This window comes from Brevibacillus centrosporus (assembly GCF_003710815.1).
In the GTDB taxonomy this organism is placed as follows: domain Bacteria; phylum Bacillota; class Bacilli; order Brevibacillales; family Brevibacillaceae; genus Brevibacillus; species Brevibacillus centrosporus.
This window is the reverse complement of the sequence record NZ_RHHP01000002.1, coordinates 192,806-216,907: the sequence shown is the minus strand read 5'-3', so window position 1 is coordinate 216,907 and position 24,102 is coordinate 192,806. Positions and strand designations below refer to the sequence as shown.

General features: G+C 50.6%; 20 protein-coding genes. 8 read left to right on the top strand and 12 right to left on the bottom strand.

The genetic code is table 11. The features are described 5' to 3' along the window. Window positions 1-66: 66 nt before the first annotated feature. From EDM55_RS04275 to EDM55_RS04265, 3 genes are all read right to left on the bottom strand, one after another. Window positions 67-3,246: a coiled-coil domain-containing protein gene (locus EDM55_RS04275; protein WP_122959689.1), complete on the bottom strand. Its 3,180-nt coding sequence runs from the start codon at window positions 3,244-3,246 to the stop codon at window positions 67-69. 163 nt (window positions 3,247-3,409) lie between these two features. After that, entirely contained in the window at window positions 3,410-4,612 is a 1,203-nt protein-coding gene (locus EDM55_RS04270) for a BMQ_0737 family morphogenetic spore coat protein (protein WP_122959688.1), read from the bottom strand. 107 nt (window positions 4,613-4,719) lie between these two features. Continuing rightward, the gene (locus EDM55_RS04265) at window positions 4,720-5,604 is read right to left on the bottom strand and encodes a glycosyltransferase family 2 protein (protein WP_122959687.1); all 885 of its coding nucleotides are present in this window, start codon (window positions 5,602-5,604) and stop codon (window positions 4,720-4,722) included. Window positions 5,605-5,756: 152 nt separating this feature from the next. On the opposite strand from EDM55_RS04265, the gene EDM55_RS04260 reads away from it, so the two are divergent. Continuing rightward, window positions 5,757-7,373: a hypothetical protein gene (locus EDM55_RS04260; protein WP_092274082.1), complete on the top strand. Its 1,617-nt coding sequence runs from the start codon at window positions 5,757-5,759 to the stop codon at window positions 7,371-7,373. A gap of 49 nt (window positions 7,374-7,422) precedes the next feature. Here the strand turns inward: EDM55_RS04260 and EDM55_RS04255 are convergent, their stop codons facing one another. Then, on the bottom strand, window positions 7,423-8,502 hold the full coding sequence (locus tag EDM55_RS04255) for a peptidoglycan-binding protein (protein ID WP_092274079.1): 1,080 nt from the start codon (window positions 8,500-8,502) through the stop codon (window positions 7,423-7,425). A 96-nt stretch (window positions 8,503-8,598) separates the two neighbouring features. On the opposite strand from EDM55_RS04255, the gene EDM55_RS04250 reads away from it, so the two are divergent. Then, entirely contained in the window at window positions 8,599-8,946 is a 348-nt protein-coding gene (locus EDM55_RS04250) for a DUF1360 domain-containing protein (protein ID WP_092274077.1), read from the top strand. Between the two features lie 3 nt (window positions 8,947-8,949). Here EDM55_RS04250 and EDM55_RS04245 read toward each other — a convergent pair whose 3' ends face one another. Further along, a complete protein-coding gene (locus EDM55_RS04245) occupies window positions 8,950-10,143 on the bottom strand; it encodes a glycosyltransferase family 2 protein (RefSeq protein WP_246071141.1) in 1,194 nt (397 codons plus the stop codon). 169 nt (window positions 10,144-10,312) lie between these two features. Further along, complete coding sequence (locus EDM55_RS04240; RefSeq protein ID WP_122959686.1) at window positions 10,313-11,161, bottom strand: DUF1698 domain-containing protein; 849 nt, start codon at window positions 11,159-11,161, stop codon at window positions 10,313-10,315. 232 nt (window positions 11,162-11,393) lie between these two features. Between EDM55_RS04240 and EDM55_RS04235 the strand changes: the two genes are divergently transcribed. The 6 genes from EDM55_RS04235 to EDM55_RS04210 all read left to right on the top strand — a co-directional run bounded on the left by EDM55_RS04235 (window position 11,394) and on the right by EDM55_RS04210 (window position 17,229). Then, the gene (locus EDM55_RS04235) at window positions 11,394-12,245 is read left to right on the top strand and encodes a hypothetical protein (RefSeq protein ID WP_092274068.1); all 852 of its coding nucleotides are present in this window, start codon (window positions 11,394-11,396) and stop codon (window positions 12,243-12,245) included. Window positions 12,246-12,404: 159 nt separating this feature from the next. After that, window positions 12,405-13,814, top strand: coding sequence for a sugar phosphate nucleotidyltransferase (locus EDM55_RS04230; protein ID WP_092274065.1), 1,410 nt, complete (start codon window positions 12,405-12,407; stop codon window positions 13,812-13,814). Beyond that, window positions 13,807-14,934 carry a CDP-glucose 4,6-dehydratase gene (rfbG, locus tag EDM55_RS04225; RefSeq protein WP_092274351.1) on the top strand — a complete coding sequence of 376 codons (1,128 nt, stop codon included), beginning with the start codon at window positions 13,807-13,809 and terminating at the stop codon, window positions 14,932-14,934. The genes EDM55_RS04230 and rfbG overlap by 8 nt, the downstream gene beginning before the upstream one ends. After that, the gene (gene rfbF, locus EDM55_RS04220; protein ID WP_122959685.1) at window positions 14,931-15,707 is read left to right on the top strand and encodes a glucose-1-phosphate cytidylyltransferase; all 777 of its coding nucleotides are present in this window, start codon (window positions 14,931-14,933) and stop codon (window positions 15,705-15,707) included. The genes rfbG and rfbF overlap by 4 nt, the downstream gene beginning before the upstream one ends. A 33-nt stretch (window positions 15,708-15,740) precedes the next feature. Next, window positions 15,741-16,328 (top strand): FkbM family methyltransferase, encoded by a 588-nt coding sequence (locus tag EDM55_RS04215; RefSeq protein ID WP_122959684.1) that lies wholly within the window; start codon window positions 15,741-15,743, stop codon window positions 16,326-16,328. A gap of 4 nt (window positions 16,329-16,332) precedes the next feature. Beyond that, complete coding sequence (locus EDM55_RS04210; protein ID WP_122959683.1) at window positions 16,333-17,229, top strand: NAD-dependent epimerase/dehydratase family protein; 897 nt, start codon at window positions 16,333-16,335, stop codon at window positions 17,227-17,229. 101 nt (window positions 17,230-17,330) lie between these two features. On the opposite strand, the gene EDM55_RS04205 is transcribed toward EDM55_RS04210, so the two are convergent. The 6 genes from EDM55_RS04205 to EDM55_RS04180 all read right to left on the bottom strand — a co-directional run bounded on the left by EDM55_RS04205 (window position 17,331) and on the right by EDM55_RS04180 (window position 24,080). After that, complete coding sequence (locus EDM55_RS04205; protein WP_122959682.1) at window positions 17,331-18,770, bottom strand: FkbM family methyltransferase; 1,440 nt, start codon at window positions 18,768-18,770, stop codon at window positions 17,331-17,333. 23 nt (window positions 18,771-18,793) lie between these two features. Next, the gene (locus tag EDM55_RS04200; RefSeq protein ID WP_122959681.1) at window positions 18,794-19,900 is read right to left on the bottom strand and encodes a glycosyltransferase family 4 protein; all 1,107 of its coding nucleotides are present in this window, start codon (window positions 19,898-19,900) and stop codon (window positions 18,794-18,796) included. Beyond that, complete coding sequence (locus EDM55_RS04195) at window positions 19,897-20,856, bottom strand: GDP-L-fucose synthase family protein (protein WP_246071140.1); 960 nt, start codon at window positions 20,854-20,856, stop codon at window positions 19,897-19,899. The genes EDM55_RS04200 and EDM55_RS04195 overlap by 4 nt, the downstream gene beginning before the upstream one ends. A gap of 24 nt (window positions 20,857-20,880) precedes the next feature. Beyond that, window positions 20,881-22,113 carry a glycosyltransferase family 2 protein gene (locus EDM55_RS04190; protein WP_122959680.1) on the bottom strand — a complete coding sequence of 411 codons (1,233 nt, stop codon included), beginning with the start codon at window positions 22,111-22,113 and terminating at the stop codon, window positions 20,881-20,883. 2 nt (window positions 22,114-22,115) lie between these two features. After that, window positions 22,116-23,099: a GDP-mannose 4,6-dehydratase gene (locus EDM55_RS04185; RefSeq protein WP_122959679.1), complete on the bottom strand. Its 984-nt coding sequence runs from the start codon at window positions 23,097-23,099 to the stop codon at window positions 22,116-22,118. 120 nt (window positions 23,100-23,219) lie between these two features. After that, on the bottom strand, window positions 23,220-24,080 hold the full coding sequence (locus EDM55_RS04180; RefSeq protein WP_122959712.1) for a hypothetical protein: 861 nt from the start codon (window positions 24,078-24,080) through the stop codon (window positions 23,220-23,222). Between the last annotated feature and the right edge of the window lie 22 nt (window positions 24,081-24,102).

Genomic DNA, 24,102 nt, shown 5'->3' with positions numbered 1-24,102 from the left:
TTACTGTACTATGTTCTATTCAGTGTCTGGCACCGTGGGAACGGCTATTGCACATTGGCAGAGAGTTCACTTGAACGGATTAAAGGTGTTGCCTCGGTTCAAGTGTGGAGGGAGTGGAAAGTTGGCAGGAATCGAGTTGGAGAATTGCTGGTTTTGCTGCTGGATCTGCTGGGATTGTGAAGAGGACTGCCCAGATACGGAATTGCCGGGTGAAGTATAGGTGCTAGGCAGCTGACTGAGCATTTTGTTTGCGCGGGCTTCCTTTTGTGTAAAATCTTTGATGGCTTGTTTGTATCTTTCTTCCTTGTCTTGGAGTTCCTTGACCATCTGTTTGAGCCCATCGACTGTTTTCTTAAGCACTTTCTCTTGTGCGGCGAGCTGCTCATATTGCTTATCTTTTTCACTTTGCATTTGTTTGTACTGGAGTTCGATGATCGTCATTTTCGAGAGCAGCTGTTGGTAGTTTTCGGCTGCGTCATTGGCGTCTTTCACCTTCTGCTCATAGTCCGCCGTTTTTTGTTTCTCAGCTTCCAGAGATTTGCTTGCTTCGGTCAGCTTTTCCCTCCAGGTGGCTTCAGCGGATGCTGCCAGCTTGAGCTCATGCTCGCGCTGCTCAAGGCTGAGTGTACTCTCCTTCGCTTGCGCCTTCCAATGGGAGATAGCTTCTTCTGCATCTGCTTTTTCCTGAAGCAGCCTTGCTTCTCGTAGCTGGAGGTCTTCGATCTGTTGCATAGCGGCCTGCAGCTCCTGCGCTTGCTGCTCTTTCCATTCCGTATGGCTGGTCAGGGTAGCCTGCAGCTCCTGATCGTGCTGGTCTAGAGCGAGCTTCCATTCGTCTGCCTTGGCTTCCCACTGGGCAATGGTCTCATCTGCCTGCGCTTGGGCATCGAGCAACTGCGCTTCTCGTTTCTTTTGCTCCCCGATCTGCTGCAGGGCTGCTTGCAGCTGCTCTGCCTGTTGTTCGTTTTGCTCGGTTTGCCTGGTCAGGTGACTCTGCAGCTCCTCATACCGCTGGCCCAGCGTCTGGTGCGCTTCTTTTTGCTGATCGAGCGCGAGCTGCCACTCAGCTTGTTTGGCCTCCCAATGAGCGTCTGTCTGCGATTGTGCTTGGAGCAGCTGAGCTTCGTGATGCTGGAGCTCTTCGATTTGTTGCAAGGCTGCTTGCAGCTGCTCTGCCTGTTGTTCGTTTTGCTCGGTTTGCCTGGTCAGCTGAGTCTGCAGCTCCTCATACCGCTGGCCCAGCGTCTGGTGCGCTTCTTTATGCTGATCGAGCGCGAGCTGCCACTCAGCTTCTTTGGCCTCCCAGTGAGCGTCTGTCTGCGACTGTGCTTGGAGCAGCTGAGCTTCGTGATGCTGGAGTTCCTCGATTTGTTGCAAAGAGGCTTGCAGCTTTTGGGACGTTTGCTCGATTTCTTCGGCTTGAGCGGTCAAGTGGACTTTTTGCTCTTCCAGGCTCTGGTTAAGTGCTTGGCGTTCCTCTTGCCATTCAGCTTCTTTGGCTTCCCAGTGAGCGATCGTCTCGCTTGTCTGGGACTGAGCTTGGAGCAGGCTTGCTTCTCGCTGTTGAAGCTGCTCGATCTGCTGTGATGCGGCCTGCAGTTCTTCCTTGTGCTGATCAAGCATCTGCTGCCATTCAGCGATCTGTATTTCCCAGTGAGCAAGCGTCTCATCAGCTTGTGATTGAGCCTCGAGCAGCTCAGCTTCGCGCAGCTGGAGCTCTGCGACTTGCTGCAAAGCGTCTTGCAGCTTCTCGGTCTGTTCCTTGAATTCTGCTGCCTGTGCGCTCAAAGCAGTCTTCAGCTCATCGTTTTGCTGGTCGAAAGCGAGCTGAGCTTGTGATTGAGCCTCGAGCAGCTCAGCTTCACGCTGTTGGAGCTCTGCGACTTGCTGCGTAGCGGTCTGCAGCATCTCCGCCAGCTGATCGCTGTCCTCGGAATGAATACTCAGAGCCGCATGCAATTCTTCCGTTTTTTGATCAAGAGCGAGCTGAGCCTGTGATTGCGCCTCGAGCAGCTCAGCTTCACGCTGCTGGAGCTCTGCGACTTGCTGCGTAGCGGCCTGCAGCATCTCCGCCAGCTGATCGCTGTCCTCGGCATGAGTACTTAGTGCCGCATGCAATTCTTCCGTTTTTTGATCAAGAGCGACCTGAGCCTGTGATTGCGCCTCGAGCAGCTCAGCTTCACGCTGCTGGAGCTTCGTGATTTGCAGCAAAGCGTCTTGCAGCTTTTCAGCCAATTGATCGCTGTCTACAGCGTGGGTACTTAAGGCTGCCAGGAGCTCTTCGTTTTTCTGCTCAAGAGCGAGCTTCCATTCGTTTTCTTGTGCTTCCTGCTTGGCGATTGTTTCTTCAAGCTGCTCGCGTTCTTGAAGCAGCTGGGCTTCGCGTTGACCAGCAGCGGAGATTTGATTCTGCGCTGCCTCCAGCTTTCCATTCCATACGCGCTCGTGCTCTTGTAGCAAGAGGATGACATGCTCCTGATCTGCGACGAGCTGGATGAGCTCCGATTCTCTTTTCGCAGCGGCTCCCAGCTGTTTTTGAGCCGCTTCCAGCTCCAGATTCAGTTGGTCTGAGGAATCCTGCTCATGTTCTTGAAGCTGCTGACGCAAGCTTTCGATTGCCTGCTGGAACGCTGCCTCCTGTTCCTGATAACGCGCAATGACCTCATCTTTTTGCTGGCTTTGCTTTTCGGCTTCAGCGGCGCGATTCGCGATCTGTGCAAGCTGCTGTTCCCATTGCGAAGTGAGCTGCTTCAAATGCACCTCTGTTGCTTCTTGCTGCGCGAGGAGAAGCTCTTCATCGATGGTGGTGGCGTTTTTTGCCTCTAACAGTTCTTCCTTGAGATCTTCCGCCACTTGTTTCCATTTGCCCTCGCGTTCCTTATAGAGAGAGATGGTCTTGTCTCGCTGCTCAAGCGCCTGCTGATGCTGCTTGAACTTTTCTTCAAGCTGCTCGAGCTTGGCTTGTGTTTGGCCGAGAGAGCGTCTTGTGCCTTGCTCCTTTTCTTGGAGGTCTTGCAGCGCCTGCTCGTATTGATTCACAACATCCTGATAGGCTTGCTCCTTCTCTACTAAGGCTTGCAGCTGCTCCTGAAGCTGGGATATTTCCAGGCTGTATTGCGTTGCTTTTGCTTCATAATAGTACGCTTGCTTTTTTAATAACAGCAGCTTTTCTTTTCCGCTCTTTCCCTTGCTGGTAGTGGTGCTCGACACACTTTGGCCTGAGGTGGAGGTCCTTTTTTTGAGCATAGTGTTGTCCTCCTTTTTTCATATAGGTATCCACTATAGACATATGTAACGGGCAGGGATTGGTGCCTGTATCTCGGGGAGCAGTCGAGCAAAGAAAAGACGGGAGAAGCCATGGCCTTCTCCCGTCGAGTTATGGAAGGAAAGTTGTCTGAAGAGGAATAGCTTACGGGGTAGTGATGACGATATCGCCGAAGGTTACGCAATCGGCAACCAGCAATTGTTCGTCTGGAACGACCGTGACAGTTGCAGAGAACACGAGGATACCATTCACATCGGTCAGTGTCAGGATGATGACGTCTGGCAGTCCGAGTCCAGTTTCGGCAACGGTCAGCGAATAGGTCATCGTCTCTTGCACACCGCTGGATGTGAAGGTGCGTACCCCTGTACCGGTAACAGTGAGTCCTGTCAAAATTGCGAGACCAGGCAGGACGGTAATGCAGGTCGGCGAGCTGATGGACGTAGGCGAGAAGCTGAAGCTTTGGTCGCCAGGCAGTACATCAGGCAGGACATTATCAAAGAAATTAAAGGTAAACGAGCTGCTGGAAGGATCGCAGACTGGGCAGATATCGGCGATGAGCTGAATCGTACCGACTGCAAGCGTAAGCGGAATACCGAGAGATACGGAGACATTTGGTACAAGTGCGTTGACGGACGCTTGGCAATCGCAGTTCGCCACTGGGAAGATTGGCGGGCATTGTGGCGGGAATACAATTGGTGGGCAACGGAAGGAAGGTGTTGGCGATGGAACAGGAATGTTGTTTGGACGAGGCGAGCAGAATTTCGCCAGCACTTCGAGTTTGACTTCCGCTTCCACCTGGATTTCTACGCACACAATGACGTCGAGTTGCACCATGCCACCCAGGAGGACATTGCCGATTGGGTTGCACTCGATTGCGCTGATGCGGCAAACGATGTTGCTTTCATCGAGCGGTTCAGGCAGGCACAAGACGACTTCCTGGTCGAACTGAACGGTTGTCGTAAATTCGCACAGAGGCGTGCTGTCGGCAAAAACGCGCACGACAACAGTCGCACCAAATACGAAGCGAACGACCCCAACGCGAACAGAAGTACCACCAACTACAATGTTTTCGCGACGAATGCTTACGACATTGCAAGAAGGACCTGGTACGACTGGCTCGATGCAGGAGATGGTGATCTCTTGACCGGCACGAATAGCTGCGTCTACCAGAGCTCGACAATCGTCGGGAAGGGCAATCTTGTTACGGTAGCTGTTGGCAAGAACGACCCAGTCATACACTTTGTTGACGCGAATGCACTCTGGCTGCAGGTTGTTGGAGATCGGCGGAGTGGCGGTAGGCGTCGGTGTAGGGAGCTGGCGACCCTTAATGGGCTTCACATGATTCACCGTATGAATCCTTCCTTTCCTAGGGGATTTGCTTTGCAGTTACATACTATGTGGGCAATGGGAAATTTGCTTGTCAACGAATGCCTATTTTTAGGTAAATCAACTGATTAAAATGGAATGTTGAATTGTTTAAAGAACCAGCTGTCGTCGTATTTCCGTTGGGCGAAGTAGCGCATGCGCTGTGCGGCTGCCCCATGAGTCAGAACATCGTCATCGATTTCAGACGCTTTTGCGTAGAGAATGAGCTTTTTCGTCGCCTCCACACGCGGCTCACTGAAGTGGCTGTACGCCATCCGAAGCATGTTGTAGTAGACATGCTCATGCACAACTGAATAAGGATGTGTCTGTCGGAACAGATGGAGAATTTTTACAGAAGGCTGGACCATGCAGGTGTAGCCGAAAAGCCACATCTTGATGGAAAATTCGATATCCTCAAATCCCCAAACACGAAACCCTCGATCAAAGCCGCCTACTTTTTGAAAGACTTCTTTCGATACGAGAAAACATCCCCCAGGCAAGATGGCAACTGGAATCGGCTTTTGAGGATTGGGATTCCACGTAATCCCCAGACGCTGATCCAGATTTTGCCCATATCCTATTTTGTGCGGCTCCGTCATGGAAGCAATACCTGGTGCCACCCCATCTGCCTTTTTCGCAAGAACCATCTCCATCAATCGGTCAATCCAAAAGTTTTCAAACGTCAGATGGGCATCGCAAAAAATGAAGTAGCTCCCTCTCGCACGCTCGGCTCCCAGATTACGAGCTGCGGCTGCGCCGATTCCTTCGGTGGTAATCAGGGTGATTTGCGGTGATTTCGGCTGCTGGGAAAGAAAGTGACAGCAGTGATCGGTGGAAGCATCATCGACCACGATGACCTCATAAGGAAAGCTGGTTCTGCTATTGAAAAGGGACACGATGGTAGAGCGCACGTTGTCCCCCTCGTTTTTCACGGGAATGATAATGGAAACCAGCGGCTTTTGGTGTATGGACATAGGACCACTCCTTTCTCATAAGCCATGGTATGCCGCTTTGCTGTAGGGGGAACGCCAGGAGGCCCAAAATCATAGAGGGAGATGTTCACTCATGGCGATGGGCATTCATACAATATCGCGGATACCGTTAGTGCTGTGAAGGAGTGACAAGGATGGACGTCGAGGTATATTACGGCGGGCAGCGTGGGGGAACGATGCCATATACGGCACTGCCTGCTTTTCGATTGTTTTGTAAACAGAATGGTTTTCAGCTTAAGTGGGACCCTAAAAACAAAAGAGTCGATCTGGATTCAGGGTTAAAAGGAAAGGTATGCGTTCTGTATACAGGACCTGCTTCCACGGAGAATGCCTATGAAAAGGAAATCGTGGAAAAGGTCCAGCGCTTCGTTTCCGAATATCGAATGGAGGTTGTATTTGGGCCAAAAAACAGTGCAGCTGCTGCGAATGCTGACGTTGCCATTCGCGTAAGTGTAAAAGAGATGCGTTTGCTGGAAAAGCCGAGAATTCTCCTCTTTCAGCAGGAGGATCGCAGAGAGCTGGTCAAATCCTTGCAGTCGGAATTAAAGCAGACAGGGATGCCTTGCCTGATTCGAGCGAACAAAGCGGCTAAATCTGGGAATGCCGCCGTCCATTTGCAGCTGCAGATCCCTCAGTTTACGGAAATCTACAAGCGGAAGACCTATGCAGAAAAGCTTGCTTTTTACCTAGCATCTGGTATTTTGAATTACTTTCAGGAAGATTTGCATATTCAACCTTTTGCGTATTTGCCGCCAAATCTGTTAAAAGTGTTCTTTGACAGCGTGATGTTCGGTCAATCGTTGCAAGGAGAAGGCGAATCCGATCAGGTAAATGCAGGCGAAGGCGTGGAGGATCCGCAGGACAGCGATGAACGGGATGCGTCAGGAGTAAGTCACGAGGAGTCAGATGACGACGACAAGCTCGATGGGGATGAAATGCAGGAACTCGACGAGGTGCAGGAGCCTCAGGAGCTTCAGGAACTTCAGGAACTGGGAGAAGATGAGCTGATTCTGACGATACACGAACCCGAGGATGAGCCGGTGCTGGATGAGGTCACGGAAGAGTCGCAGCAGAGCTCAGAAGCGGAAGCAAACCTGACGGAAGCGGAAAACCAAGTCGAAGCAAAAAACCAAGCTAAAGTGGAGGAATCATCCGCTGTAGAAGAACAAGACTTCCCGGTAAATCAAGCACCGATAGAGGAAACCAATAGGGGCGAGACATCTCTGGTCTTAGCGGAACCGACCGTTCATCATCCGATTCCCGAATCGATGCAGACAGCCCAGACCCTGGAGGCAGAAGTTTACTTTGACTACACGTTGATCCACTCCGATTCCGAAGACAGACCCTTTTTGCTGATCGGGACCCTGCAAGTCAAAAATACAGGGACAGCGGATCTCTACAACCCGATTGTGTGCTTGCGCGTGACTCCTGCTGATTCGATCAAAATGGGTGGTCAGATACTTCCTCCGAAGTTCGTGGAAACGATGGCCGTTCAAGGAGCTTCGGGCTTAAGCGGATGGAGGTATTTGAACGATGACTGGTTTGCGCAAGCGCAGGAACGCGGGGAATACTGGATCGCACCGATTCAGCCGGTCCTGATCGAGCCGAAAGCGACGGAAGCCTTCCAAAATTTCCAAATCTCCTTTTTGAAGCAGCCTTCCGGAAAGGGTGTCACGGTCGAAGGAGTCGTCCTTTGCAACAATCAGGAAGTAAATTTTTCTGCCAATAATCGGATCGCCATTTCGTTCTAAAAGAAAAACCCACCATTTCCTCGTGAAATGATGGGTTCATCCTCGTATCTTATTTTTTCAAGAACATTTGTACAAACGTTTTCCCGTACGGTCCGCCATTGACTACGGCGATCCCGACATAGTCGTAGGAGCTGCTCATGATGTTGGCTTTATGTCCCGAAGAATTCATGAACATTTGATGAGCACCGCTTACGGTTTGGTTCTGCGCAATGTTTTCAGCTGCGGCCATATAGTTAATGCCGAAAGATTCCATCATTTGAAATGGCGAGCCGTACGTAGGAGACGTGTGGCTGAAATAGCCTTTGTCTACCATTTCCTGTGCTTTTACGCGTGCGACCTTCGTCAGCTGCATGTCGACCTGATAAGGAGTCAGCCCTTTACTCACGCGTTCTTGATTGACGAGCTGCACCATTTCTTTTTCGTCTGCAGTCAATTCAGATGGCAATGGAACTTGGGCACTTGGATTTTGACCCGTTCCTGGATTTTGCGAGGAGCCATTGTTCTGAGACGGCGGTGTCGTAGGTGTTGTCGTACCTGGTTTGATATTTTTAAATTGCTTGGAGATTTCGCTATACGTCTTCGAATCAGCTTCGCCAGTCAATGTTTGCTTGTTTCGAGATTGGAACAGCATGACAGCGAAGCGGGTAGAGTCGTCGTAAGTACCGGTAGCCGTGACTTTGTAGCCAAGTGCAGCCAGCATTTTTTGCAAATCTTTGACTCGTTCACCGGTAGAGCCAAGTTTCAGTGTAGCAGTTGTTGCTTGATCACTTGGCTTCGTGGGATTGGTCGGTTTGGTTTCCGGCTTCGTCGCCGGTTTTTTCGAAGCATTGTACACTTGCTTCAATTTGTTGTACGTTGCGAGGTTTACGATGCCTGTTTGCTTCAGCTTGTACTTCTTCTGAAACTTCTTAACATTGTAAACAGTATTGACGTTGTAAATCTTGTCCACTTTGAGCTTGTAGTCAAACTTCAAAGCATCCAGCATTTTTTCCACTTCAAGGACTCTGGAGTTGTTCATACCCTTTTTTAGAGGAGTAAACGTGGTTTTTGCATCAGCTGTTTGTCCGATCATGGTGAAGGAGACGGACAGGGAAAGGATAGCTGCAATCTTCGTTACGTGGCGATTCATGTCATCACGCCTTTCTCTGGTTTGTCCTGACCAATGTTAACAAAGTGCTGTGATAGATGAAAAGTGAAAAATATTGGAAAGGGAGGAAAGAAGCCTGTGTTCGACCTTTCATGGATTGACCTGACCATACTGGTGCTGGCTAGTTTTCGTCTGACCCATTTGATAGTCTTCGACGAAATCACGGCGTTTCTTCGGAATCCCTTTTTTACGGTCACCTATGAGACAGATGCATCCGGTCAGCTCCTGCGACAGATTTACTTTAAAGGGGGCAAAATTCGCAGCTGGATCGGACGGCTGCTCAGCTGCTATTGGTGCGTAGGTATTTGGGTGGCACTGGTAGTGGTGGGGCTGTACTTGTATGTACCGGCTGCCTATCCGCTTCTTCTCCTGCTGGCGATCGCAGGAGCGGCAGCCGTGATTGAAACCAAGATGTACATGAGCTAACGATCAGTTGCGAAACGCGCGATACACGATGGCTTCTTCGTGACTGAGCGGGAGCACATCTTCGGCCAAATAACCGCCTACGCGCATGTTATCGATCTGAGGCATGGCAGGGACGCTCGTGCTGGTGGAAGAAATATCGATCCGATGAGTCAGACTTCGTGGATCGAGCGGGATTTCCAGGGCAAAGAGGGCTTTCGTGACCGTGAAGCTCTTTACCAGCATTCCGTTTACCAACGCAGTCAGCGTAAAAGGCTTCGGCAGCTGCATGGGAACACCCGGGATCTTGCCTTTTAGCAGCAAAAACTGGGCTGGGGCCGCAGGGTCAGACTCCATCGTGATGCGCAGGATCGGAGGGGCCCAAAGATCTCTGTACCGATTCATGCCCGTAATCTTTGATGAGTTGGAACGGAGCGTTTTGAGCTGTCTCAGCAAATCGACGACGCCCATGCCCCGATATTGGGGGACGTAGGACACCCAGCCAGGTGGGATCGAAGAGTAATTTTTGGCGAGAGATTTCAATACTTCTGGTACCCCGACCGAATGCCATTGCGTAGCTGATTTGCAGGCACCGTGTATGCGTGCGCTTGCCAAAAACTCGGGGATGAAACCGATTGGATAAGCCTTGGCAATTCGCATCCACAGGTCATAGTCCATGCAAAATTGAAGTCTTTCATCGACGCCACCCATTTGACGAAAAACATGGGTGCGAATGAAAGCAGTTGGCTGACAGATGACGCAGGACTGGTACAAGGACTTGGCATCTGCTTTTTCAGAGGGATAGGCACTGTAAGCTGTACCGGACTCATCGACAACCTGACCTCGCCCATGAAGCATGCCCCATGCGGGCTGCTGCTGGAATGCATGGACAGCTTTTCGGATCGCACCTGGCAAATACGTATCATCGGAGTTGAGCCAGCCGATGATCTGTCCCTTTGCCAATGCCAGGCCTTTGTTGATGGCATGAGACTGTCCGTTGTCCGGCTCCGAGATGAATCGAAAGCGTGGGTCTTTTTGCGCATATTCCTGCAGGATGGAAAGGGTCTGATCAGTCGAGCCTCCGTCTATGACAATGTGTTCGATGTTTGGATAGTCCTGTTTCAATATGCTATCTATCGTTTCGCGGATGAACTTTCCTTGATTATAGGAGGGCGTAATTACGCTCACTAAAGGCAGCTGTGGTAGAGACAACTGGAACACTCCCTTGCGTGAAGTCAACACGAACAAAAACGTGCTACCTACAGATTATGTACAAGGGCTCCTTTCTGCATCAGGGTGGCCGCCCGATTTTCCAGCTCTCCGTGAGGCAAGCATGATAAAAAGGTACACAAGCCTTCAACAGCTGTGTGCACCTTTTTTCTATTTGCAGCTACAAATAATCAGGGACCAATCCAGGGTTGCGGTAAATTCGGAGGAGCTCGGCATAGGCTTCTCGGTCCATTTCACTGGCTGGAATGGCTCGTGCTACCAGACTGATCCGCCCGCCTTCATAGCCGCCAAGCGATCCGGACGGGATGGTGCGGATCGATTCGGGAATAGGCTCAAACATGGTGCCACGCAGCATTTCCATCAAACAAGGAACGGTTGGCAGCAACCAAGTGGTGATGTCCGAGTAAAGCCGATTTTGTTTACCGGGAGGGCCGTTGTACACCATCATGGATTGATTCATATCCAGGATGCAGGCTGTCTCCAGGAGTAAATGCCCGCCTGTTTTCAAGACGCTTCTGCTCTGGGACAAAGTCCACATCGGGTCACGAAGGTGATAGAGTAGCCCAAGGTGCTGCACGACATCAAATTTGTTGTAATAAATTTGCTTCGGAAACGGCAAGGGAACGGTGACGTCATCCATCAGGAGGACCTGCAGCCCTTCCCAAAGCTTGTAGGGAGTGATGTTGTAAAAAGGTACAACCTTGCTCTGCAAGATGTTTTTGCAGAATTCGAAGTTGGAATACAGAAGATGCAGGCAATCTGTCGCTACGACCAGGCTTGCCCCGAGCTTTTCTGCTTCAAAAGACCACATGCCGTCAAAGCTGGCGAGGTCCAAAACACGTTTACCCGCATAGGAGATATGACCCCTGGATTGGCGGGTCATGTTCCACAAATCGACTAGCTGCTCAATACCTGGAGTCACGATGCCTGGTCGTAGCTGAATTTTATGATACCAGGCGCGTTTTTTGATCTCTTGGAGAATTTCCTCATTGGTCCAGTGCCTTCCCAATTTCCTGCTTCCTCCTTTATTTTCGGCCATGCTGGTATTGCTGTGAATTTGTTGCTCTATACCATATGTACAAGGTGTTTTCATGGAAACGGGATAGAAATATTATTTTTGTCCCCATTTATGTAAATGCGAGAAAACCTCTTCTGCATGCTGGCAATTGTCCGGTTCTCCTTGCTTGCAAAAGACATAGAGTAATGCAGGGAATTAGGAGAGAGGCAGGAGGCGTAATCAAATGTCTTTACCCATTGTTTTCATCCATCGGGGGGATGACGAGTATCTTGCCTATGCTCTGGCGCAGGCAAAATGGAGCAATCCAAACTCACCCATTTTTTTGCTGGGAAAGCCGTTGAATCAGCAGTTCGCACAAAATGGGGTCATCCATGTGAGGATGGACGATTACATGGAGACCGCTGCGCATTTTGCGAAAGTATACAAGCATATTCATTACATGCCCTTTGAATACAATCTGTTTTGTTTTCAAAGATGGTTTATTTTGCGCGATTTCATGAAGAGTCACAATATCCAGAAATGCTGCTATCTTGATTCCGATGTGATGCTGTACACGGACGTAAATCAACCCCAATTTGAATCGTTTTTTATGGAATTTGTCTGGACCAATTTCGTTGATATACAGCGGCTCGATCGGTTTTGCGCTTTTGTCACAAGCCACTTCGAAGACTTGGGACTGTTTGGGCAAGTGGTCTCGTTTGCCCATAGAAGCAAGGATCACGTCAGGGACGGCATGCCCCTGATCACAGACATGGTGCTGAGTGTGATGTATCTGAGGCAATTTGCGGGATATCGATTGACGCACGGTCTGTTTCCCGACGCCTTCTTTGACGGAAACATACAGCAGTCGTATTTGACGGAGAGTCTGGACGGGAAAAAGAAAGTCTATTTGAAAAATGGCGCCCTCTATTGCAAAGACAGCCAGTCAATGCGTGATCACAAGCTCTATACCTTGCATTTTCAGGGGACGATCATGAAGCATTATATGAAATTCTTTTACTCTCCCGCCCTCGCGCAGGCAGGTTCCTTTTACTTTGATTATCAGAGGGCGAAATGGCAGCCCGTACACGCATAGGGAAAGGAGCCTGGTGCTGTTTGCGCCGGGCTTTTTGCTGTGGGCAGCTATCTTCCCTACCCTAGTGAATCGACCATTTTCATGGGACAGTAGAGCATCCATTTCACGATACGCATATGATGAGTCAAGCAACGAGATTAATGGACTGAGGTGGCCTGAGTGAAACTGATATTGCTATCGGGTGGTTCAGGAAAAAGACTGTGGCCGCTCTCCAATGATGTCAGATCCAAACAGTTTCTAAAAGTGCTCCACAATCCCTTGGGGGAACAAGAAGCCATGGTCCAGCGCGTCTGGAGGCAGCTGGCAGAAACAAATTGGCAGCAGCCGGTGTACATTTCCTCTGGAAGCGCGCATATCGATTTGATTCACAGCCAGCTTGGAGAAGAAGTCCCGCTGATCATCGAGCCACAGAAGCGCGATACGTTCCCTGCCATTGCTTTGGCTGCATCCTATTTGCATACGTGCGAAGGTGTCGGACTGGAAGAGGTAGTTACCATCATGCCGGTGGATGCGTACGTAGAGCTGCCCTTCATGGAAAAAATGAAGGAGCTGGAGTCGGTCCTACGCCTATCAGAAGCAGATCTGGCTCTAATCGGAGTGACGCCTACCTACCCTTCTACCAAATACGGCTATATTGTCCCTCGCAACATCAAGGAAGAGAGCAAAGACAGTCTGCTCTATTACGAGGTGCAGTCTTTCAAAGAAAAACCGGCAACAGAACAGGCAAAAGCGTTACTCGCAAGGGGGGCATTGTGGAATTGCGGGGTATTTGCTTTCCGGCTAGGCTATCTGATTCGGGAGCTTGCTAGCAAAAAGTGGCCAACGGATTATCACACGCTCGTGCAGCAATACGGACAGCTGCCGAAAATCAGTTTTGATTACGAGATCGTAGAAAGAGCAGAAAAGGTAGTCGTCGTCCCCTATTACGGAGATTGGAAGGACCTGGGCACCTGGAACACGCTGACCGAAGAGATGAACGTGGAATCGGTCGGGCGGGTGCATCTGATTGAAAGCAGCTCCAACACTCATGTATTAAGTGAGCTGGACATACCCGTCGTAGCGATCGGACTTGCGAACACAGTCGTCGCAGCCAGTCCGGACGGGATACTAGTAGCCGCAAAAGAGAAAAGTCACTTGGTCAAAGATATCGCCACGGACTGGAATCACAGGCCGATGTACGAAGAAAAGCGATGGGGCTGGTATCATGTTCTTCATTTCCAAAAAACGGAAGAAAAGGGAGAGGTGCTCACGAAACGGCTGCACATCCACGCGGGGAAAAATCTGAGCTACCAATACCACAACAAGCGCAGCGAGGTATGGATGGTCGTCACTGGAGAGGGCGAGTTTATTCTCGATGATCAGCTTCGGCACGTCGGTCCTGGCGATGTTTTGGAAATACCCGTGGGGGCCAAGCACTCCATCCGGGCGCTGAAAGATTTGGAGTTCATCGAAGTGCAGATGGGAAGCCAGCTCATTGAGGAAGATATCGTCCGGTTGGGGATGTCTTGGGAGGAAATCACGGATCAGATTGCCAAACCTTGCCAAACGAAACGTGATGCTCATGATTGACAAGGGCTTTTGGAGAAACAAAAGGGTGTTGATCACAGGGCACACGGGGTTTAAAGGCTCCTGGCTCTGCTTGTGGCTTCACGAGCTGGGAGCGAATGTAACCGGATTTTCATTGGCGCCTCCAACGACGCCCAATCTGTTTGAGTCTACCGGTATCGACAAGCTCGTGCATTCCATCATCGGCGATGTACGCTCAAAGGAACAGGTACAGGAAGCTCTCTTCCTGGCGAGGCCGGATATCGTCATCCACATGGCGGCTCAGCCACTTGTGCGATTTTCCTACCTTTCTCCGGTAGAAACGTATGCAGTCAACGTACTGGGAACCGTTCACGTTCTGGAGGCAGTGCGCCAAGCAGTCGACAGCGGCATTCCCATACGGGCCGTGATTAATGTAACGACGGATAAATGCTATGAGAACAAAGAGTGGAACTGGGGGTACCGGGAGATTGACCGCCTCGGAGGCTACGACCCCTATTCGAATAGCAAAGCGTGCAGCGAATTGGTGACGATGAGCTACCGTCATTCTTTTTTTTCTGCCGCCACTTACGCAAATCACGGGGTGGCACTCGCATCAGCTCGTGCGGGAAATGTCATCGGAGGCGGGGATTGGGCACAGGACCGGCTAATTCCTGATTGTATTCGGGCGATCGGAGAAGGGCGGAAAATCAAGATCCGCAACCCCGGTGCAGTCCGCCCCTGGCAGCATGTGCTGGAGCCGCTGAGAGGGTACCTGATGCTTGCCCAAAGCATGTGGAAGGAAGGCGTTTCCTTCGCGCAGAGCTGGAACTTCGGCCCTGAGGATGGCGATGCCAAGCCGGTTGAGTGGATGGTTGAAAAGCTGCTGGCAAGCTGGGGAGAAAATCCCGGCTACGAGCGGGCCACGGACACTACTTGGCATGAAGCCCATTATTTGAAGCTTGATTGCTCGCTAGCGAAAAGCCTGCTGGGGTGGAAGCCGCTGTGGTCACTCGAACAGGCGCTGGACAAAATCGTGGAATGGAATCAGGCATACCTGCGCGGAGAAGATATGCGGGCGGTTTGTCTCTCCCAGATTGAACAGTTCATGCAAGGGGAAACCGAGCAGCCAAAAAGTTCAAGGAAGGGGGGAAAAGCTGAATGAAGGTAGTCATACTTGCTGGAGGGTATGGCACGAGAATCGGAGAGGAAACGCACATCAGGCCTAAACCCCTGATCGAGATCGGAGAGATGCCGATCATTTGTCACATCATGTCCCACTACTCGCGGTACGGCTACAATGACTTCATTATTTGCCTCGGGTACAAAGGGTACATGATTAAAGAGTACTTTGCCCATTACTTTCTGCATCACTCCGATGTGACATTCGATTTTCGCAATGACAACCAGGTTCACTATCACCAGCACAAGACGGATCCGTGGAAAGTGACCTTGATCGATACGGGGAAGGATACGGCAACAGGAGGCAGGGTCAAACAAATCCAAAAGTATATCGGGAACGAGCCGTTCATGCTCACTTACGGGGATGGAGTCTCCAACGTAGATATCGCGAAACTGGTTGAGTTCCACCGAGCGCATAAAAAGCTGGCGACGATCACCTCGACGCAGCCTCCAGGAAGGTTTGGGGCGCTTGATCTGACGGAGAATGGTGCGGTCTCGGGCTTTCGCGAAAAGCCAAAAGGGGATGGAGGCTGGATCAATGCCGGCTTCTTTGTGATGGAGCCCGGCGTGTTTGATTACATTTCAGGTAACGACACCGTTTTGGAGAAAGAGCCGCTGGAAGCCCTTGCGCGCACGTCACAGCTGATGGCCTACAAGCATACCGGCTTCTGGCATCCGATGGACACGCTGCGGGACAAAAATTACTTGGAAGAGCTGTGGAGATCAGGCAAGGCTGAATGGAGTCACGAACCGTAAAGTAGACGGGACCAACGAGGGGGTAGCGCAGCAGTGTTGAATGAAAACAGCGAGGAATTGTTTGCTTCCATCCGTCCAGGAGATATCGCCATTGACTGTGGGGCAAACGTGGGGGAAGTGACGCAGCGGCTGGCGGATAAAGGCGCGTTCGTCTTTGCCTTTGAACCCAATCCGTTTGTGTACCAGGCCCTTTGGAATCGATTCAAGGGCTATCCCAATGTCATATGCATCAACAAGGGCGTGTGGCATGAGAATTACCAGCTGCGCTTGTATTTGCACCAGCATTATCAGCTGGATCCAGTGGGGTCTGCCTATGCATCTTCCATCCTGGCACAGCATCCCGTCACCGACACAAGCCAGTTCGTTGTTGCAGAAATCATTGACCTGACCCAATTTATCGACAGCTTGAATCGCGAGATCAAGCTGGTCAAAATCGATATTGAAGGTGCCGAATTTGAATTGCTGGAGAAGATGGTAGCCAAAGGCCAGCACAAACGGATCGAGAAAATCGTCGTGGAAAATCACGAATGGCTGATTGAGCATCTAAGGCCGATCGCAGCCAATTTTCGAAAGCTTATGGCAGAGCAGCAGATTCATAACATTGATCTAAACTGGGTGTAAAGACATGTTCGTGCTCATGACGGGGGCGACCGGTTTCTTGGGGAGTCATCTTGCCAGGGGGCTCCTCGGGGACGGTCACAAAGTTGCGATCCTGAAGAGAAGCTACTCAGATTGCACGCGGATTTCCGATATTTTGCCGCAGCTGTGCGCCTTTGATGTGGACCACGCAGACTGGGTGGAGCAGCTCGAAGCGTGCGGGAGGATAGAGGCTATCATCCATGCAGCAACAAGCTATGGCCGTCAGGGTGAGAGCTTGGTGGAGCTGGTGCAATCAAACGTCACCTTTCCCTTGCAGCTGCTCGAGTTTGCCATCCGGCGCGGTGTTCCCTTTTTTCTCAATACGGATACCTTCTCAAGGGTGCCATCTGTGCTCTCCTCCCATCTGTCTGGCTACAATCTCACCAAGAGGCAGTTTCTCGAGTGGGGAAGCCTGCTGGCAAGCTCCTCGCCAACCCTCCGATTTCGCAGCCTGCGTTTGGAGCATGTGTATGGGCCTATGGACAGCGCAAACAAATTTGTTCCGTTTGTCATTCGCAGTTGTCTTCAGCAGGAAGGCGAGCTTGCACTGACGCTTGGCGAGCAAAAGCGTGATTTCATTTATATTGATGATGTGGTGTCGGCATTTCTAACGGTCCTGAGCCGTGCGGGAGATTCTGAGGTGCCGTTTCTGGAGTATGAGGTCGGAACCGGTGTGGCGACTTCCGTTCGTGATTTCGTTCGGCTGGTTCACAGTCTGACTGCATCCAAAACAATACTGCGCTTCGGTGCGCTCCCTTATGCCACGCATGAAATCATGCTGTCACAAGCAAATACGCTTCCGCTGGAGCAGCTGGGCTGGTCCCCACACACAACGCTCACAGACGGGATCCGTAACATGATCAAACGGGATATAAGCCGGTAGAAGAGGACACTCTTCGCCGGCTTTTCATTTCGGAGAGCATTTTTGAACACCAAAAAGCATGGCTGTAAGGGAGCCATGCTGGATCAAAGGTGCAAGCGACATCAAACGAGGAAGGTTTTGTTTGTGCAAAACAAATCGGTGTGGAAAGGCTTCATTTCATCGAGCAGCTGATTGTAGTTGTTGATTTTCACGACCGTGTCGTCTCTCTTCAAAATGTAGATGTGAGAAAACAGTTTTTCCAAGAGGACGTACAGTACGAGCGGATGCCGGTTGAAATTTTCCCGAATGCTATCCAGGTTAAACTCGATAATCAGATCGGGGTTCCATTTTCGGATCGTGTTCAATCCGCTTTCTAGGACGGTATATTCCGACCCCTCCACATCAAGCTTGATCAGGTCTACACGCGGAATTAGGTTTTGATCCACCCAGTCATCCAGGCGCACGCAATTGACTTTCTGGTTGGATTGCGCAGCCACTTTTTCATCTGGGGGAATAAAGGACCAGCCTCCTCCACGGGATTCCTCGTGAAAGTGGATGGTTCCATTCCGGTCGAATACCCCAAGGTGAAGAGGCTCGATGTTTTTGACTTGATTCTCCGCGATGTTCTTCACCAAATAGGGATAATTGATGTGAGATGGCTCAAAGGCGTACACTTTGCCTTGGTTCGCCAAGTAACTGAAGGCGAGTGAGATGGTCCCGATGTTGGCGCCGATGTCCAGGCATATGAAATCAGGCTGGATGACGTTTTTCAGGGGAGAAATCACATAGTGCTCATAGTAGCCCTTTTCCGTCCCAATAAAGTGAAGGACACTTTCATCTGATTCACTTCCATACACGGTAAAAGACTTTTCATCAAATGGCAGGAGGAATTCTACTTTTTTCAACGAGCTTGTCGCTCCTTCTACAGGTTTGCAAATGCGGATGATATCGTTTTGAACGAAAAACGACATGTCGGGCCGCAGCTGGTGAACAAATTCCTCCAGCTGCGCAATGGTCGGATAATCCTTCAGTAAGGAATTCGGACCGATAAAGCAACGGGCATCATCGATGAGGATGACATGATTGTCGACAGTATGCTGCAGGATGGCTTCTAGCTCTTGGAGGATGGGGGTATCGACGTCTCCTCGTGCTGACTCCAGAGACAGCGGAATGTAGTGCCCGTCTAGCCAAAACAGGCATGGCTCCGTAACGGATTCCAAAATACTCGGCAATACACGGGCGCTGTCCCCATGAAGAATGGTGATGTGGGGATCGGCGACAAAGCGGTTTTTTGCAGCCTGATACAGCTGCGGGTCCAGCTCAACCGATGTAATCTTGTGAAAATTGTGCTTCATCCACTCGACCATGTCTCCCTTGAATGTCCCCGTTTCGATAAAACTGTGGATGTTGTAGCCTTTGGCGTAAAACTGAATCGTGGATACCTTCAACTGCACGGTGGGCATCTCGTGCATCCAGAAGTCCCAAGTCTCCTGTTCAGTCAGTGCGTAAGGTATCTTCATCTCTGATCTCCACGCTTGCACAATTTCTTTCATCCGTGACATGGCAGATCCCCTCCTTTCAACGTTTATTTTCGAACGACGGAACGAAAGACGGCGAGAGTCTCTCGGGCGCATTTCTCCCAAGAAAATCTCTTTGCCTGATTGATTCCTTTGGCGATGAGATCGTCTCTGATGTCAGGAAGCAAAATAGCCGCCAGCTTCACGGCAATGTCCTCGGGCATGGTCGGGTCGAACAAGAGTGAAGCGTCACCTGCTACCTCAGGGATACTGCCGCAATTGGAGCTTGTGATGGGGATTTGCGAGCGCATGGCTTCAACCAGCGGAATGCCGAAGCCTTCGAAAAGAGAAGGGAAGCACAGGAAGCCCGCGTTCCTGTACAAGTAAGGCATCTCCCCCTGTGGAACATAATTCAGCCATTTGATCTGATCCCACAGCTGGTTTTGGGAAATGAAGTTGACGACGGATTGATTGGCTTCCTGAGCGAAGCCAGTGAAGACCATCGGGATACGCAGGTCGTACTTTTGCCGCAGAATGACGAGCGCCTTCAGCAAATTCAGGTGGTTTTTGTGGTGCCAGGTGTTGGCGGGGAAAAAGCCGTAGCCTGGAGTCAGCTGATATTTTTGAATCACGTGCTGGTTGAGGCTCTCGTCAAAAGGCAAGGAAAACTCTTTGGATGCATCCAAGTGAATAGCATGTACTTTGTGCGCAGGAAGCCCGTATTTTTGGAGGATGGTTTGCCTGGAAAATTCGGAGAGGGTCAGGACAGCGCTGCTGCGTAAAGCAGAGGATTTGTAGTTTTCCAGTCTCCATCGCAAGGCATGATTCTCAAAAAATTGCGGGTAGTATTCGTGTTGGATATCCGGGATGTTGATAACGCTCGGGATCGTGACATCTGCCGGGTTGAGCACCAGCAACGGACAAAACCACAGATCAAGCTTCAGAGTGCGTATCCAGTGGTGGAAGAGCTGATGCGCGTTCGCATTCTCCGGAATCATGATTTTATGGACGTTGCTCTGCGAATCGAAGGTATGGAAATTATGGTTGGTGAGAAAGAGAAACCACGTCTTGCCATCTCCAGCATTCATGGAGTAGGAGAGCAAATTTCGCACGTATTGCTCCATGCCGCCGATCTTGCCAGGGATGACAGACAGCAGATTGATGCCAATCCTCAATCTGACCCCCCCTTTTCCTGCTGAATATGGTTGCGATACCAATCGATGGTTCGCGTAATGCCCGCAAGCAAGGAGGTTTTCGCTTCAAAGCCAAAGTGTTTCTTTGCTTTGCTGACGTCCAAAAGCCTTCGAGGCTGGCCGTCCGGTTTGCTCGAATCCCAGACGATGTCGCCCTGATAGCCGGTTAAAGATTTGATGACCTCCGCCAGCTCCCGGATCGACACCTCCTCGCCGGATCCGATATTGACCGGTTCGGACTGATTGTAGGAGCGAGTGGCAGCTACGATCGCTTCTGCGGCATCTTCGACGTAGATAAACTCACGGGTTACCTCTCCTGTTCCCCAAAGAACGATCGATTTTTCTCGATTTTGCGCAGCTTCCACGCATTTTCGGATGATCGCCGGGATGACATGAGAGGTTTCCAGGTCAAAATTGTCCCAGGGTCCGTACAAATTGACCGGAAGCAAAAAAATGGAATTGAAGCCGTACTGCTCGCGGTAGGCCTGTGATTGGACGAGCATCATCTTTTTGGCCAATCCGTAGGGAGCATTCGTTTCTTCCGGATAACCGTCCCACAGATGCGTTTCGCGAAAGGGGACAGGCGTGAATTTGGGATAGGAGCAGATCGTACCGATGGCCACGAATTTTTCGACGCCAAACAGCCGCGATTGTTCGATAAGCTGTGTTCCCATGATCAGATTGTCGTAGAAGTACTTCCCGGGATTTTTTTGGTTCGCTCCGATTCCACCAACCACTGCGGCTAAATGGATGATAATATCCGGGCGAAAGTCTTGCAGCATGCATTGAATGTCATGTTCCTTCCGCAAATCGTAATCACGGCTCCTGGGAATAAAGATGTGCTCACAGGATGTGCGATGCAGCTTTTCCACAACATGCCTTCCTAAAAAACCAGCTCCACCCGTGACGACGATTCGCTTTTCCGCCAGATTCAGCATGGTATCCACCTTCCTTTCCGAATGTCAGTAGTGTAAGGGGGTTGGTTTGCGATTATTGACCCAGTTCTGAATGTGGGCAGGCCCTTTGGTGAATTCCTGGTAAAAGGCGTATTCTTCTGCGGAGAGAGGGAGGATCTCCAAGGCGTGATAGCTGACCGATCGAGAGCTTCCGTCCGGTTGGGAGAGCAGTGTCTGGCGGTTGCAAATAATGCTCACATTACAGCTGGGACCGCGGGAATGAAGGGGAATCGCGACGTCGAAAAGGGGCTGTGTCACTGTGAAGTTGTGTACGAGGGCGCCATTTACCATGACGTGAAAATGCAAGGGAAGCTCCACCATGGTGCTGCGTCCTTTCATAACCAGTACCTGCATTGGCAGAATGGGAGGAATCTGTATCGACAGACGCAGGTGCTGTGGAGCCCATCGGTCCGCATAGCGATTGGAAGTGACCAGCTGCGGGCCTTTGCCAAAGGCATGGTAGTGCTTGAGCTTACTTAAGAACCAGTGAGCCCCTTTATGGTAGTGATGAGTGGTGTAGTGGTAGAGCCATTCATTTGAGACCGTTCCGAAATGCTTGACACTTGTTTTTAAAATTTCGGAAAAACCCGGTTCCAGCTCATTGACAATGGTTTTGCAGGCGGCATACAACCGGGAGTTGGCCAAAAATTCCGGCACCCATCCGATCGGATAATGCAGTGAGATCCGGTTCCATAAATCGTAATCCATGCACCAATCATGTTCCTCGTCTACTCCGCCTACACTTTCAAATGCGCGCTTCCTGAGAAAGGCTGTGGGCTGGCAGATGAGGTTGAGATGAAACAGCTTTTTTCGATCGAATTCCATCCATACATAGGGATATTTCATTTTATTGTTCTCGTCGATGTGCATCCCCTTCCCGTATACGACGCCCCAATCGGGATGAGCGAGGAGCGCTGTTACGGCTTTTGTGACGGCCCCGGGAAAGTACGTATCATCTGAATTGAGCCAGCCGATAATTTCGCCGCGTGCCATTTTCAGCCCCTTGTTGATGGCGTGAGACTGACCGCGATCAGGCTCGGAGACATATCGAAAACGTTCACCCAAATGACTGTATTGCTGCAAAATAGCGACCGTTCCGTCCTTCGAGCCACCGTCTACTACGATATGCTCGATGTGGGGATAATCCTGCATCAAAATGCTGTCGATGGTCTGCTTGATAAAGCTGGCTTGGTTGAACGAAGGCGTGATGATACTGACGAGCGGCAAAGACTGATTCATCTTCAACAATCACCTCCCGCAGATTTTTGCTGCCGAATGATCCCACGCCAGTAATTCAGCAGATCCTCCATCGACTGCTCGAACGAGATTGCTGGAGCCCAGCCTGTAACAGAACGGAACAGGGAAGAATCCCCGAGAACGACATCTACATCAGAAGGACGAAGCCGTTTGGCATCGATGTGAATATCTACATGAACATTGGCTTTGGACAGCAAGGTTTGCAGCATTTCCCCGATCGTGATGCTCGTGCCAGAAGAGATGTTGTAGACTTCTCCGGGCATTCCCGATTCGAGGGAAAGCCAGTACGCCCGGACAATATCGCGTACATCTGTAAAATCGCGGACGGCCGAAAGATTTCCGACATAGACATGGGGCGGTCGCAAGCCTTCTTCAATCAAAGCGATTTGCTTGGCGAAATTGGAGGTCACATAGCATTCTTCCCGGCGCGGACCTGTGTGATGGAAGGCACGCGTCCGTACGATGTTCAGCCCGTAGCTTTGGTGGTATTGATAGCCGAGGTAATCTTGGGCTATTTTGCTGACTGCGTACGGATTGAGAGGGCGAAAAGGATTGTTTTCCTTGATCGGGGACTCGTTTGGATGAACCTTTCCGTACTCCTCACTGGAGCATGCAATCTGAATCTTGCAGTCCACCTCCAAGTGACGGACAGCCTCGAGTATGTTCAGTTGACCTACCAGGTTGTTCACGAGAGTCTCTGCAGGTGCGTGCAAAGAAGTAGGGACAAAGCTCTGGGCTGCGAGGTGGAAAATCAGATCCGGCTGCGTCTGCGAAATGAGGCGATTCACGGATTCAGCGTCTGTCAGCTCGCATTTCAAGAGCTGCACGTTCTGCTGTAGTGCGCCGAGTGACTCCAAACGACCAGGCGAACGAAAGGTTCCGATCACGTCGACATCTCCACGCGATAGGAGATACTCTGCCAGGTGACTTCCAGCAAACCCGCTTATTCCGGTAATCAGAGCCTTCATGGGAGAAAACCTCCTACAGGAGCAAAGATCGTCTGCGGATGACAAAAAGCTTAACATAGTATGGATATGAGCCAGTACGAGAGGACGTCACGGCAGTTGCCTCCCATAGATTTTGAATGGCTAATCTTTCGAGTTAGCCAAGAGCCATTGGCATGTGGCGTAATTAAAGTAGTGGAGCTCATCGTGGGAGGGCAGATTGCTTGGGAGAAAAGAGGGGATGTAATGCTTGGTTGCTCCTTGAAAATGCAGAGAGTTTACCTTGAGGAACCCATCTTTTTCGGAAAGCTTGCCAAGCAGGGCTCCGTTCTTCCAATAAATCTTTTTCTTCCCATCCAAGAGTTCTATTTGTTCGCAAGGGGGAGCGAGCGGGCAACTCAGATTATGATCGAAGAATGAGTCACCGAACACGCCATAGGTACTGGCCATCCGTAGGTAATAATTCCGAAAATGAATGCAAGTGACCATGTCGGAGAGAGGCGTGTTTCCAATGGAGCGGCAATAGTCAAGCAGCTTGTGCTGCAGCTGGGTCTCCCTGAAATGAGCGGTGAGATAGGCGCAATAACGATCCAATGTAGGAAGATTGCAAACAGTTGTCCAAGAAAATTCCAAGGCAAGCCTCTCGTATTCAGGCTTGTTGATGTCGCAGTACAAAAGCACATCTGAATCGAGATAAAGGATCTTCTGCAGCTGATTTACCTTCATGAAGTCTCGCAAAATAAACCACCGCTGGAAACAAAAAAGATTGTAGGCGAAGTTATTGGGAGAAAGGTGGCGGTAGAAGCTGGCGAAGCCCTTGGCGCTTTGGGAGTAATCGTCAATCAGGTGATGCTCTGTCCCATCTGGGGTATGTTTTCGATTTTCGCGGGTTCCGATGAGAATGACACGTGACTGCGGGTTGCTTGCCTTGGCTTGCTGCATGCACAACCCGAGGTGTTCTTCATCTGCGCGATGAATAAAAATCACAGGGATGCTCAACCGCATCAGCTCCTCTGTCGATGCTGAA

What these genes read in the sequence shown, in the direction of transcription:
- EDM55_RS04275 (WP_122959689.1), bottom strand. Translation starts at nt 3,246, where the DNA reads ATGCTCAAAAAAAGGACCTCCACCTCAGGCCAAAGTGTGTCGAGCACC.
- EDM55_RS04265 (WP_122959687.1), bottom strand. Translation starts at nt 5,604, where the DNA reads ATGTCCATACACCAAAAGCCGCTGGTTTCCATTATCATTCCCGTGAAA.
- EDM55_RS04260 (WP_092274082.1), top strand. Translation starts at nt 5,757, where the DNA reads ATGGACGTCGAGGTATATTACGGCGGGCAGCGTGGGGGAACGATGCCA.
- EDM55_RS04255 (WP_092274079.1), bottom strand. Translation starts at nt 8,502, where the DNA reads ATGAATCGCCACGTAACGAAGATTGCAGCTATCCTTTCCCTGTCCGTC.
- EDM55_RS04235 (WP_092274068.1), top strand. Translation starts at nt 11,394, where the DNA reads ATGTCTTTACCCATTGTTTTCATCCATCGGGGGGATGACGAGTATCTT.
- rfbG (WP_092274351.1), top strand. Translation starts at nt 13,807, where the DNA reads ATGATTGACAAGGGCTTTTGGAGAAACAAAAGGGTGTTGATCACAGGG.
- rfbF (WP_122959685.1), top strand. Translation starts at nt 14,931, where the DNA reads ATGAAGGTAGTCATACTTGCTGGAGGGTATGGCACGAGAATCGGAGAG.
- EDM55_RS04210 (WP_122959683.1), top strand. Translation starts at nt 16,333, where the DNA reads ATGTTCGTGCTCATGACGGGGGCGACCGGTTTCTTGGGGAGTCATCTT.
- EDM55_RS04205 (WP_122959682.1), bottom strand. Translation starts at nt 18,770, where the DNA reads ATGTCACGGATGAAAGAAATTGTGCAAGCGTGGAGATCAGAGATGAAG.
- EDM55_RS04195 (WP_246071140.1), bottom strand. Translation starts at nt 20,856, where the DNA reads ATGCTGAATCTGGCGGAAAAGCGAATCGTCGTCACGGGTGGAGCTGGT.
- EDM55_RS04190 (WP_122959680.1), bottom strand. Translation starts at nt 22,113, where the DNA reads ATGAATCAGTCTTTGCCGCTCGTCAGTATCATCACGCCTTCGTTCAAC.
- EDM55_RS04185 (WP_122959679.1), bottom strand. Translation starts at nt 23,099, where the DNA reads ATGAAGGCTCTGATTACCGGAATAAGCGGGTTTGCTGGAAGTCACCTG.
- EDM55_RS04180 (WP_122959712.1), bottom strand. Translation starts at nt 24,080, where the DNA reads ATGCGGTTGAGCATCCCTGTGATTTTTATTCATCGCGCAGATGAAGAA.